The 12,814-nt window shown below is 55.9% G+C and carries 8 protein-coding genes; 5 read left to right on the top strand and 3 right to left on the bottom strand.

Going from position 1 to position 12,814, the window contains the following annotated elements; translation table 11 throughout:
- Positions 1-20 precede the first annotated feature (20 nt).
- Positions 21-2,018, top strand: a complete 1,998-nt coding sequence (locus tag Pla100_RS22055) for a hypothetical protein (protein ID WP_231603347.1) — start codon at positions 21-23, stop codon at positions 2,016-2,018.
- 73 nt (positions 2,019-2,091) lie between these two features.
- A complete protein-coding gene (locus tag Pla100_RS22050) occupies positions 2,092-3,096 on the top strand; it encodes a M90 family metallopeptidase (protein WP_146580229.1) in 1,005 nt (334 codons plus the stop codon).
- 327 nt (positions 3,097-3,423) lie between these two features.
- Here the strand turns inward: Pla100_RS22050 and Pla100_RS22045 are convergent, their stop codons facing one another.
- A complete protein-coding gene (locus Pla100_RS22045; RefSeq protein ID WP_146580227.1) occupies positions 3,424-4,410 on the bottom strand; it encodes a DUF3500 domain-containing protein in 987 nt (328 codons plus the stop codon).
- A gap of 197 nt (positions 4,411-4,607) precedes the next feature.
- On the opposite strand from Pla100_RS22045, the gene Pla100_RS22040 reads away from it, so the two are divergent.
- A complete protein-coding gene (locus Pla100_RS22040; protein WP_146580225.1) occupies positions 4,608-5,459 on the top strand; it encodes a sugar phosphate isomerase/epimerase family protein in 852 nt (283 codons plus the stop codon).
- Between the two features lie 552 nt (positions 5,460-6,011).
- Here the strand turns inward: Pla100_RS22040 and Pla100_RS22030 are convergent.
- Together Pla100_RS22030 and Pla100_RS22025 are read right to left on the bottom strand one after the other, a co-directional pair.
- Positions 6,012-7,481 carry a hypothetical protein gene (locus Pla100_RS22030; RefSeq protein ID WP_146580223.1) on the bottom strand — a complete coding sequence of 490 codons (1,470 nt, stop codon included), beginning with the start codon at positions 7,479-7,481 and terminating at the stop codon, positions 6,012-6,014.
- Positions 7,482-7,739: 258 nt separating this feature from the next.
- The gene (locus Pla100_RS22025; RefSeq protein ID WP_146580221.1) at positions 7,740-8,534 is read right to left on the bottom strand and encodes an AraC family transcriptional regulator; all 795 of its coding nucleotides are present in this window, start codon (positions 8,532-8,534) and stop codon (positions 7,740-7,742) included.
- A gap of 403 nt (positions 8,535-8,937) precedes the next feature.
- On the opposite strand from Pla100_RS22025, the gene Pla100_RS22020 reads away from it, so the two are divergent.
- Positions 8,938-10,314: a DUF1501 domain-containing protein gene (locus tag Pla100_RS22020; protein ID WP_146580219.1), complete on the top strand. Its 1,377-nt coding sequence runs from the start codon at positions 8,938-8,940 to the stop codon at positions 10,312-10,314.
- On the top strand, positions 10,311-12,809 hold the full coding sequence (locus tag Pla100_RS22015; protein WP_146580218.1) for a DUF1553 domain-containing protein: 2,499 nt from the start codon (positions 10,311-10,313) through the stop codon (positions 12,807-12,809). The genes Pla100_RS22020 and Pla100_RS22015 overlap by 4 nt, the downstream gene beginning before the upstream one ends.
- Positions 12,810-12,814: the final 5 nt, after the last annotated feature.

Below are 12,814 nucleotides of genomic sequence, written 5' to 3'. Positions count from 1 at the left end.
TCGGGTCGTTCGTTTTGGCTGTGCCCTTTTCCGTTCAGTGCGTGAGTTGCCACAGCCGGTTGCGGGTGACCGATGAGTCGATCGTCGGAACCATCGTCGCGTGCCCTAAGTGCGGATCGATGGTTCAAATCGTTGCACCGGAACCTACGCCACCCGCGTTGATCGCCGGGGACGAGGACGTCGACAGTCAAGAGATGACGCAGGGTGATCTGTCGTCCGTTCATGAGGAACCACACGCGGGCTTGCCGCCGATTCCGCCGCCGTTCCCGGGCAACGTCAGCGAACTGCAATCGGGACAACCACCGATTGCACCGGAAACGATTGCCGATAATTCCAACGACTCGCCCCAAGAAGTTCCTTGGTCTAGCACGCCTCAGCAAAACTCGCGTCGATGGTTGCTGATCGCGGCGACATCGCTGGGAGCCGTTCTCACGTGCGGCTTGCTGGCGTTCTCAATGTGGGGTTCGCCGGACAGACTTGCTGACGATACAACGCCGACGGTCCCCAACGACGCCGCCTTATCTGATGCGATCCAACCTGATTCCATCCAACCCGATGTTGAACAGAGTCCCGCCTTAGATGCCGCTGATCCCGAAGTAGGCTCGTCGACCAAAACTGAAAATCCGCAAGGTCAAACGGACGGCCAACCGGCGACCGATACGACGATGTCTCAACCGAAGACCGAAACCGGTCCGATGATTCCGGCGGGACTGTTGCCCGTCGATCCTTTGCGTGGCGAATCAACCGACGCCGGCAAGACACCGGGCGAATCCAGTACCGTCGTCCGCAACCAAGAACCGGATTTGCCGACCGATCCTTTAATCGGTCTACCACCGGAACTCGAAGCGTTCACGCGGTTGCTCGACATGCCCGGCGGTGCGCCCGACGCGCCACCGGTCGAACCTGTGAACGCCAACGTCGCCGAATTGCGAGTCGAGGAGGCCGCCGACGCGATGATCGATCCGATGTTGCTGGCCACACCACCGCCTAAGGTTAACATCAACAACGCGTTGAAACTGCGTGTCGCCTTGCAAACCGACGGCTATCCACTGTCGGATTTCATGCTCTTGGCGAGCGAACTCACCCAGGTTCCGATTCAGATCGACTGGGTCACACTGGACCTCGCACAGTGGTCGATCACCCAACTCGTTAAAGATGAAGCTCCCGGCTGGAAGCCGGTCGACCAACGACTCAAGGAAGTCGCGAAGTCCACCGGGCTGGTTATCGAGCCGTCACCAGATCAACTGTTGGTGACCCTTGAATTGGAACCGTACAAAGCGAAGCTGGCATCGATCATTTCCACCGATGACTTCGGCGACGAGCAGGTTTCGGCGGATGAGGTGGTCTCGTCGTTCTTGAAAGCGACCCAGTGGAACGAGCGAGAGAAAGTGGGCTTAAGCGCGTTGGTCGCCGACGGACTGCGGATCGCTCGCGACATTCCCCCCAAGATCAATGCGACCGCACGCCAACGTTGGATGGTCGAAGCCATTTGCTTGAAATCGCCGACGCCCGAAGGTCAGATACCCAAAGAGGAATTCCAGCCGCGTTGGCCGTTGATCAAGGGCGGCGAGTCAGGCATGCAGCTCGACACCGCAATCACGATGGCGGGATTCTTGCGTCACACGGCGCGGCTTAACCAAGCGACCGCGTTGGTGAATTGGCAAGACGCTCGGGATCGCCGTCTATCGCCCGGTCAATTGGTGATGCCATACGCCGGAGATCCCGCCGGCACGATGCTGCGCAAAACGCTGCAACCGCTGGGTTTAAGTTGTCGCGACGCCGGCCAAAGCGTGTGGTGGGTCGGTACGGACGCGACTTACGACCGAATGCCGTTGTTGGTCGTCGGCGATTCGTTGGGACCTCAACGACAGGCGGTTCTGGATCGCATCCGGTTAGCCGCCGTTCAAGGTGGCACCGAAATTCTCTTGCAACACGACCCGGTATCGGACCGCTATCTCAGCTTGATGCCAAGATTCCTGTACCGTCAATTGCCGAAGATCTTGCAGCCATTCCAATAGGCTCGATGAATTCGATTCAAGGCTACTTCGCAAATCTGACTTCTTCAAGTCATCATCTAAAGCAAACCTATTCATGCTTGTATCGCCCTCGGACAATCAACGTAATCGACTGCTCGCCTATAGCGTGAGCGTTCCGCTCGCAATCATCGGGCTTGGCTTGGCGGTCAAGTATCCGATCGCAGTCGTGTTGGTACCGATCGCGCTGGGTTTGTTTTTCTTGATCCGTCGTCAAACGATGCGGCGTTTGAAGATCATGGCTTCGCCGTTTCCCGAGTCGTGGGAAGCGACGCTGCAAACCCAAGTCGAATACTTCACGGCTCTTTCCGATGAGAAGAAGACTCGGTTTCGCAACCTCGTGAAGGTTTTCTTGGACGAAGTCCAGATCACGGGAATTCGCACCGAAGTCGATGAACCAACCCGCGTGTTGGTCGCCGCCAGCGCGGTGATTCCGATCATGGGGTTTGAAGACTTTGAGTATTCACGTCTTGGTGAAGTATTGATTTATCCCGGCTCGTTCGATGAGCAATATCAAACCGATGCCGGCGATCACGCCAACACTTTGGGGCTGGTCGGAACCAATCACCTCAGCGGGGTGATGATTCTTTCGAAGCCGTCGTTGATCGCGGGATTTCAAAACAGCACCGACAAACGCAACGTCGGTATCCACGAGTTCGCGCATTTGGTCGATCGAGCTGACGGCGAAATTGACGGGATACCGCCGACGATCACGGACGAAACGTTCGACCCTTGGGTGCGTTGGGTAGGCGAAGAACTCAAGCGCGACGATGTCCAAACCGAACACATCGACGACTACGCCTATACCAACGAAGCGGAATACTTCGCCGTGTTGACGGAGTATTTTTTCGAGAGCCCGAAACTTCTCGAACAGAAAAACCCAAAGCTCTACGAGATGCTTCGCAAGATGTATCATCAAGATACCAAGAAGCTGTTCAGCGGCCGCAAACCAAAACGCGGCCGCGTCGGCCGCAATTCTCCGTGCCCTTGCGGCAGCGGAGAAAAGTACAAGAAGTGCTGTTTGCGGAAAACCCGAAAGGGATTCCCGAAGTCAGCCGTTTGAACGGGGATCAGCTGGCATAAGCTTCCAGCCTTTTTATACCCCACAAGTCCTCATGGATTGCTCCCCTGCCAGCTCGTCTGGCAGGAAGCCGAGGTTGGCAAGCTAGACACGAGCCGCAATTCGCCAACCATCCGATTTTCACTTGTGCTCGCCGCTTCAAGCGGCGAGCACAAGTGAAAATCGGATGGTTGGGAGGGCGTCGTTGTCTAGCTTGCGAACCTTATTCACCCACGAGACGAGCTCGTGGGGGTCAAAAAAGATGTGGGGTATAAAAAGCTGGAAGCCTATGCCACTTCTATAATGCGGCAGTTAATGTTCCCGCGATGCTTAGGCGTTCAACTTGACGTCAGAACTGTCGGCGACGTTGACCCAAACATGAACGTGTGGGGCACCGCGGTAGTGCCAAACGAAACTCGGGCCTTCGATCCGCCAGTTGTCCCAGACACCGTCATTGCCAAGATCTTGGTCGGTAAAGAACATCAACCGGCAAGCATCCAAGCCGCCTTGAGCTTTCAAACACGCGATCACTTCGTCTTGGTCGCTGCTGCGATACGGTTCGATCAATGTTTTCAAGACCGATTGCAACTCTTCACGTTGGTCTGAGGTCAATTCCGTCACTGGAAGACCGGGCAAATCCTTCTGATCTCGGAATCCGGCGGACTGTTCACGAATCGTTTTTTTGACTCGGGCCTGGTTTTGCTGTTGACCGTCGAGCATCTTATAAACGTTGTTCGCTGCGATCGCTTGCGGCCAAAACACGTTTCCGGTGTGCGATGGGCTTTCGTTGAAATCCGGCGCGTGGCCGTAAAAGATCGGTCCACCGAATGCGACGTGGTCTGCCGAGTTGCCGTCACAGCGTAGCGTCATGTGACGCCCCGTCATGACCAACTCAAACTTGCCGTCCCCGGGTTTGCCGAAGATCGCGATGGACTGCTCGTTGCCGAACCCGCCCGCGTCGTCTTCGAGTTGTTGATCGTATCTCGCATGCCAATCCGGATGAATGATCGCTTCGAAGATCTCGCGAATCAACTGTTGTTGATCGACGGTATAGAAATCATCGTTGATACTCGGGCGAGTAATGTTCCAATTGTTGGCGACGAACGTCCTCAGCAAACCTCGCTTAGGATCTTGATGATCCCATCCGAAACAGATTTCTGACATCTGTTTTTCCGAAAGCGTGTCGTAGAGCGTCTTGGTCAACGACTCCGCCGTCACCGGTTGCGGCGATACATCGGCGAATAGTTTTGGTGTCATCGCGGCAGCAGCGACCAACGAACCGGTTTGCAATAGCTCTCGACGATTGAGCGGGGACATGGTTAACTCCGAGGTAGGAAAAACGAACGAGGTGATGGGGAAATGGGATGACAGAAAATATGCGACCTTCAGCATAACGCATCCTGAGGAACTCGGTACAATTTGTCCTCTTGGCGACTTTCGCTACATCAGGAGTTGATCGACTACTCGCCTTTTTTATTTTCACCCAAGTTTTTTTCACCCAAGGAATCTCATTCATGTCAGTTTGGCCCATCGGAGTGTTCGCATCCATCGACGCCGGTTTGGGGGTCGCTTGGCCGATCATTGAAGAACTCGGTCTACCGACGATCCAATTGCACGCCCCCCATGCCGGTAACCGAACTCCCGAAGCGGCCGATGCGTTTGCAGCACAGTTGCTTGAAATGGGCGTGCAGTGCACAGCTGTTTTTGGCGGATTCGAGGGCGAGAGTTATGCGGACATTCCGACGGTCGTCCGCACCGTCGGATTGGTGCCCGCAGCGACGCGTCAATCGCGACTGGCCGAGATGTTCGAAATCAGTGATTTTGCGAAACGGTTGGGCGTCGATTGTGTCGCCTTGCACCTCGGCTTCGTTCCCCACGACACGGCCGACCCCGACTATGCCGGAATCGTCGAAGTCACCCGAACGCTGTGCGATCATTGTCGTAGCAACGATCAGTACCTGCATTTGGAAACCGGGCAAGAAACCGCTGACGGGTTGTTGACGTTTATCGAAGCGGTCGAACGTGAAAACCTGAAAATCAATTTCGATCCGGCGAACATGATCCTCTACGGTGCCGGCGATCCGATCGAAGCGTTAAGAAAGGTCGGGCCGCACGTGCGAAGCGTTCATTGCAAAGACGGCACCTGGAGCGACCAGCCCGGCGTCACGTGGGGACGCGAAGTCCCATTGGGCCAAGGCGATGTGGGAATGGAAACGTACCTGCAAACATTGCGTGAGATCGGTTACACCGGACCGCTGACGATCGAGCGTGAGATTCCGGAAGATCCCGTTCGCCAGAAAGCAGAGATCAGTGATGCGATCAACTTGTTGACCGACTTGCGCACGAAGTTGTTGGGTGACGCGTAGTGCTTTGTTGTGGTGACGACGCGGCCAAATCCAATGCGATACGAACCAGTCGTTTGGAAATGACCTGACTGGATGAAGGCCGGTCGCAACTCGCTAGTGGGCTATTGATTTAGTCGTATACCGAATGACAACCATTAGCCGATGGGCGTTAGCCCCGGTTGGCGTCCGGTTAACCGCCGCTAACGCGGTACGGCTAATTCAATCAACAAGCAGCTAGTGTACGGTTACCAACGCTTGCTCCGGGGCTTTCGCCTTCTTTATCCTACACATCTTTTTGACCCCCACGAGCTCGTCTCGTGGGTGAATAAGGTTTGCAAGCTAGACACCGATGCCCTCCCAGCCTTCCGAGTTTAACTTATGCTCGCCGCTTGAAGCGGCGAGCATAAGTTAAACTCGGAAGGCTGGGAAAACTGTAGCTTGTGTCTAGCTTGCCAACCTCGGCTTCCTGCCAGACGAGCTGGCAGGGGAGCAATACACGAGGACTTGTGGGGTATGAAGAGGGCGGGAGCCTGGGAACGAGGGGACGGACTGAGAGTTGCCGCCACAGACGCGCTAGCTGCCGTAGGCAGCGATGCCGAGGGATCGGCGTTTGTGAGCGACTGCACCGGGGGTGACGCCGAGTTGCTCTGCTAAATCCGCATCACTCATCTTTCCGAGTTTGGCGACATTCTTGGGATTGTTCCAGTCCGCTTTCATCGTTCGCCGGTAGCCGGGGATATCGAGTTCACCGCGTTTGCGGGCAACGAATTGTGGTGAGATCCCCAACTCTTTGGCAATCTCGTCGTCATGGACTTTTCCCAAGCGTTTCAAATCGCGGGCCTTCCATTGAAACGACTGACTAGATCGGAAGGGCGGAATCCCGGCTTCTTGGCGAATGTTCCGCACTGCCGTAGCGGAGAACTCGTATCGCCGGGCTAAGTCATTATCCGAGCACTTGCCGAGTTCATCGATCAGTTCTTTCGGGATCTCGCGATGGGTCCGCTCACACGGAGCAATTTCGAGTTCTTCCCGTTTCTCACGGACCGTGATCTTCGACACATTCCATTGTTTGGCCAACACGTGATCCGGCTCGGTGCCCAACTGATCGATTCGGCTTTGTGTCCAACGAATCGACGCTTTCACGCCCGCCGGCGGGATACCAAGAGTTTTTCGTCGATAAGATACTTGATAAACCGTCGTTCCCAGTTCGATCGCGACCGACCGATCGGACTTCGTGCCGAGCAATTTGTCATCGGCCGGGGTCCATTGGTGTCGCGATTGTGGAGGAAGAGGCGCGGCGGGGATGCCGTGAAGTGCTCGATAAATACGAATCTTGGCACGCAACACGCCAAAAACATCCGACAGATGTTTGTCGGTGTCTTTGCCGATCCGTTCGATCACGTCGAGCGGGAGAGCGGGCTCGGGATCCATCTCGGTTTGCCCGAAAGGTGGGATTCCTTCGAGGATCCGTCGCAACTTCACGACGCTGTGTGAGATGCCATACTCGCTGGCCAATCTTCCGTCGGGGACTTCACCGAGTAATCGTAACATTCCAGGTGTCCACTCGACTTCGCCCCCTCGGCGAAACGGAGCAATTCCTAGTTTGTTGCGATAAATGGTGACCGTTCCAGCGAGGATTCCAATCTTCTCGGCGATGATCGTATCGGGTTGGGTACCGAGCAATTTTCGTTCGGCAGCCGTCCACTGATGGGCGTCAGACTTTCCTTCGGTCGCGACCGTGTGCGGCATCACATACGCATCGATGCCTCGTTCGATCCTTCGTTTTCGAACCCAATAAGGATCACAATCCATCAAGGCGGCGAGTTCCGTGTCGGGCATCGTTCCCAATCGGCTTTCGAGTTTCCGCGTCCATTTCGGATCGGATTCACGCTGAGCGACGATCCCCAGTTCGATCCGTCGTTTTCGCGCAGCCGAGCGAGTGATATTGAATTTCACGCACACTTCGAAATCGGGCTGATTCTTGAGACAACGATCGATCTCGGCGGTCCAGTGGGTTTGGCTGTATTTGGTAGGTTCGTTCATGTGATTAATCTTAGTAAACGTCGTAATTAGATTCCTGACTTCCTAACCCGACGCGTCACAGCTTGTTGATCTAGTCCTCATCGAAACCCGAAGCGTGAGCGAGGGATACATACATAGGCCTTAATGACGCCGAATCCCTCGCTCACGCTTCGGGTTACGATTAAATCAACACGCCGGTCAGCGAGGGATCAAGTTTAACGGCTTATCCCTCGCTGACGCGTCGGGTTCCGATTCTCTTGCTCGATGCAAAAACCGAAGTTATTTCCGAACAGTTCCTTCGCTCGACGAAATGGTTCGTTCGAGGCGCCGAAATTCCGACGGTGTCATCTGCATCCATTTGCGAAATGTTCGGTTCAGGTGGGCTTGGTCGTAGAACCCACATTGCAAGGCGACGTCGCCGATCGTCGTTTGGGTCTCCACCAACAAGCGACTGGCTTGATACACCCGCACGCGTTGCAAATACTCGCTCGGCGGGATTTGATGCTTCGCTCGGAATCGACGGTTCAACTGGCTGACCGACAAACCCACTTCTTCGGCGATGCGGGCGATCTCCATAGCGTCGGCATAACGCTCGGTCATGCGACGGGTCGCCTGATCGACGGGGTCGGAAGGATCATTCGTTTCGAGGTCTTGGTCCAACCGGATCATCACGCCGGCGATCCCGATAACCGTTCCGGCTTTCCCCCGCAGTGGAATCTTACTTGAAACGAACGTACCCAATCGCCCCCGCCCGGTCGGTACCAACCAAACTTGATGGGGGCGTTCGACACCGCTTTGCATGACCTCGCGGTCTTCCTCTTGATAGCGTCTTCCCCAGTAGGCCGAATGCAGATCGACATCGGTCTTACCCAAGCACTCTTGAGGATCGGCTGCGCCGCTGAGATGGGCCAAGGCAGCGTTCATCGCCACGAATCGGCCCGAATCGTCTTTGACGTACAAAAACACGCCGGGCAAAAAATCAAACAATCGCAACAGTTCCGATGCGTCGTCGAGCGATTCAAACCATTTCGAGCAGATTTCTTGCATGTCCATGCGCGATTTGTACAAGGTCATGCGCGGTTTCTGCAAGTCGCAACGGGGACTTCGGTTACAATATGATTGAGGTCTGTTGATCTAGTCCTCATCGAAACCCGATGCGTGAGTTTTGAAGTTGCGCTTTTGCCTGTGGCATTGGTTTATCGTAACCCGAAGCGTAAGCGAGGGATGAGTCAATATCAATTATCCCTCGCTTACGCAGCGGGTTACGAAATAAACGCAACTTCAAAATGCGTGAGTGAGGGACACTTAAGAGAGAATTGATGGTGTTCAATCCCTCGCTGACGCATCGGGTTACGATTAAATCAACAGTCCGCGGCTGGCGCCGTCGGCTCACTCAATCAACACGCCGCTAGCAAATGGTCGCTCGTACGACCTTCCCGCCCCACCTTTCATCCGCTCGAACGACGACGGTCCCACCATGTTGAATCTGACCTCACGTGCGCAAACGCACAACTGCAACGGCACCACCCGCCGCGATTTCATGCAAATCGGGACGCTCGGCGCGATCGGATTCGGATTGCCGCAGTGGATGGCCGCTCGAGCCCACGGGATGGCGGGCAGTGATGCGGATAAAAAATCCTGCATCATGATTTTCAATCTGGGTGCGCCCAGCCAAATGGACACGTTCGATCCGAAACCGAACGCGCCGGCGGAGGTCCGCGGGCCTTTCAAAACGATCGCCACCAAAGGTGATTTCGAGTTGACGGAGATCCTTCCCAAACATGCCGAGATCGCGGATAAGTTTTCGATCGTCCGCTCGTGTTACCATACCGCCGCCGCCGTCCATGATGCCGGTTGGCAAATGTTGCAAACGGGCCGTCAATTCAACGGCGGCGTGAATTACCCGCACGCCGGCGCGGTCGTCGAGTACATGCGGGGCCGTCGCTCGGATCTGCCCGCTCACGTCGTCTTGCCGGAAACGATGGGACGCGGCGGCGGGAATTTGCCCAACGGCCAAGCGGGCGGCTTCTTGGGTAAGGCCTACGATCCGTTCGCTTTGATGGCCGATCCGAGCAAACCTAATTTTAAAGTCCCGGATCTTTTACCACCTCCTGCACTGGAGGACGTCCGTATCGATCGACGTCGGCGGATGCGTGACGCGATCGAAAGCCGCATGGCGGAATTCGAAACGACAGAATCGGCCAAGATGTTCGACGCCAATTTCGACGCCGCCTACCGCTTGATGAACAGCCCGGCGGCCCGCGAGGCGTTCGACTTGACTAAAGAACCCACGTCGGTCCGCGAACGTTACGGGATGAACCGATTCGGGCAGTGCTGTTTATTGTCGCGACGGTTGATCGAAGCCGGGGTACGGTTCGTGACGGTGAATACGTTTTTGACCGTGTTCAATGAAATCACGTGGGACATCCACGGTAGCAAACCTTTCACGACGATCGAGGGCATGAAGAACATTGTCGCTCCGATGTACGACCAAGCCTACTCGGCGTTGATCAGTGATCTGGATCAACGCGGTATGCTCGCCGACACCATGGTTTGTGGATTGGCTGAATTCGGCCGGACGCCGAAAGTCAATCCGGCGGGCGGTCGAGACCACTGGCCCCAATGTTTCTCATGCACGTTCGCCGGTGGCGGTGTCGTCGGGGGCCGTGCCGTGGGTGCGTCCGATCCGATCGGTGGAGTGCCCGCCGATCGTCCGGCCAATCCGGGCGAAATCATCGCGACGATCTTCAAAGCGATGGACCTTGACTTGCACGCCGAACTTCCCGGCCCGGCCGGTCGTCCGTTTCCGCTCGTGGACTTTGGCGTCCGCGAGATTAAGGAGTTGTTTTCATGAGTGGCTTGATCTATCGCGTTCTTATTTGCCTGACCGTCGGGCTGCCGACACTCTCGACTATTGCCGTTGCCGATGACAACGACCACGGCATCCGTTTAGTTCCCGATGCGATCGAGCTAAGCCACGCCGGCGATATTCAACGAGTTGCTGTGGTGCGTTCGCATGGCGAAGTGATCGCTTCGCTCGTCGAGGATGTCGAATTGACATCGTCGGATCCGAATGTCGCCAAAGTCATCGATCAAACAGTCCACGCGGTCGCCAACGGCGAGGCGATCCTCACGGCGACGTCCAAAGACGGACGTACGACGACGACCAAAGTGACGGTCACCGGAGGGGAGGATCCGCATCAATGGAGTTTTCGACACGACGTTCAGAGTGTGCTCGCTAAACAGGGTTGCAACATGGGTGCATGCCATGGTGCGTTGGCCGGTAAGGGCGGTTTCATTCTTTCTTTGCGCGGATACGACAGTGAATCGGATTATGTTTCGATCACGCGTCAAGCTCGTGGCCGCCGAATCGAGATGGCGGATCCCGGTCGCAGTCTGTTGTTGGCCAAGCCGACCGGGGCGTTGCCGCACAAAGGCGGGCTGAAGCTCGACGTGGACTCACGTGACTACGAAATCTTGGCCCGGTGGATCGCCAGCGGTGCCGCTCCGCCGAGCGATGAAGATCCGATCGTTCAGCGTATCACGGTCACACCCGCCAACGCTTTGCTGTCCCCCGGCGATCATTCGCAGGTGCTTGTGACGGCCCATTACGATGACGGCACGACGCGTGATGTAACGCATTGGTCGCAGTTTACCGCGACCGACGAAGCGGTCGCGAGTGTCAACGAGAGTGGGCGGGTCAGCGTCAACGGCAGCGGCGAAGCGGCGGTACTGGTTTGGTACGCCAGCCAAGTGGCCTTGGCCCGGATGAAGGTTCCTTACGCCAACGAGGTTTCGCCCTCACAGTTCACATCGTCGCCGCGTCGAAATTTCATCGATACGATCAATTTGCAACAATTGGAAACTCTGCGATTGCCGCCTTCACCGCGTTGCGACGACCCGACGTTCCTGCGCCGCGCGACGATCGATACGATCGGCCGACTCCCAACCGACGACGAGCGAAGTGAATTCTTTGCCCAACCGGAAGACCAGCGACGCGATTGGTTGATCGACCACTTGTTGGCCGACGATGCGTTCGCGGACTACTGGACATATAAGTGGTCCGACGTGTTGGTCATCAACGGAAACCGACTCCGACCGATCGCGGTCAAGGCGTACTACGATTGGCTGCACGAGCGGGTGCGGAGCAACGTGCCGTGGGATCAACTCGTCAGCGAAGTTTTGACGGCGACCGGTGGCAGCGACACCAACGGAGCGACCAACTTCTACGCACTCAATCAAACGCCCGAAGATATGACCGAAAGCGCCTGCCAGTCGTTCATGGGTTTATCGATCGGGTGTGCGAAATGCCACAACCACCCGCTCGAAAAATGGACCAACGATCAATACTACGCGATGGCGAACCTGTTCTCGCGGGTGCGAGCCAAAGGCTGGGGCGGGGATTCACGTAACGGTGACGGAATCCGGCAACTTTACGTTTCGACGGTGGGTGAATTGATTCAACCCAAACGTGGCAAGCCGCAGCCGCCCGCACCGCTTGACGGCCAGCCGATCGCGTTTGACGACCCGAATGATCGGCGAGAAGTCCTGGCACAATGGATGACCGATCCGAGCAACCCGTACTTCGCCCGTTCGATCACCAATCGTGTTTGGGCGAACTTCTTCGGTCGCGGGTTGGTCGAACAGGTCGACGATCTGCGGTTGAGCAATCCGGCTAGCAATGAAGCGTTGCTCGACGCGGCCGCAGAACATTTGATCGATGCGAAGTTTGATTTGAAAACGTTGATGCGGACGATCTTGCAAAGCGAAACTTATCAACGCAGCAGCATCGCGCTACCGGAAAACCGTGACGATCAAAAGTACCTAAGTCGTTATTACCCGCGACGGATGATGGCGGAAGTATTGTTGGATTCGATCGATCAAGTTCTCGGCACGACGACCGCCTTTACCGACATCGCGTTCTTGGGAGCGGACAAACAGAAAACCGATTTCTATCAACCCGGTACCAAAGCGATCGAACTTTTCGATTCAGCCGTCGATTCATACTTCTTGACCACGTTCGGTCGCAATCCGCGCGAGATCGTTTGTGAATGCGAGCGTAACGATGAATCCTCGATGATTCAGGTCTTGCATTTATCCAACGGCGAGACGCTCAACCCGAAACTCAACGACGCGGCGAGCTTGCCGATGATCGCGGTGAAAGAAACTTGGGATCCGCAACGATTCTTGGAAACACTTTTTCAGCGTTCCCTCGCACGCGCACCAACCGATTCGGAAGTCGACAACCTGACCAAGGTGCTCGCCGAGTACGAAGATAATCAAGCCGAAGCGATGCGTGATTTAGCTTGGAGCGTTTTGACGAGCGTGGAATTTACATTCAATCATTAGCCGTT

Origin of the sequence: Neorhodopirellula pilleata (assembly GCF_007859915.1) — a bacterium.
GTDB classification, from domain to species: Bacteria; Planctomycetota; Planctomycetia; order Pirellulales; family Pirellulaceae; genus Rhodopirellula; species Rhodopirellula pilleata.
This window is presented reverse-complemented; position numbering and strand designations above follow the sequence as displayed.

Bases quoted from the DNA above. Each gene is read 5' to 3' on its own strand.
- Pla100_RS22050 (WP_146580229.1), top strand. From the start codon at position 2,092: ATGCTTGTATCGCCCTCGGACAATCAACGTAATCGACTGCTCGCCTAT.
- Pla100_RS22045 (WP_146580227.1), bottom strand. From the start codon at position 4,410: ATGTCCCCGCTCAATCGTCGAGAGCTATTGCAAACCGGTTCGTTGGTC.
- Pla100_RS22040 (WP_146580225.1), top strand. From the start codon at position 4,608: ATGTCAGTTTGGCCCATCGGAGTGTTCGCATCCATCGACGCCGGTTTG.
- Pla100_RS22030 (WP_146580223.1), bottom strand. From the start codon at position 7,481: ATGAACGAACCTACCAAATACAGCCAAACCCACTGGACCGCCGAGATC.
- Pla100_RS22025 (WP_146580221.1), bottom strand. From the start codon at position 8,534: ATGACCTTGTACAAATCGCGCATGGACATGCAAGAAATCTGCTCGAAA.
- Pla100_RS22020 (WP_146580219.1), top strand. From the start codon at position 8,938: ATGTTGAATCTGACCTCACGTGCGCAAACGCACAACTGCAACGGCACC.
- Pla100_RS22015 (WP_146580218.1), top strand. From the start codon at position 10,311: ATGAGTGGCTTGATCTATCGCGTTCTTATTTGCCTGACCGTCGGGCTG.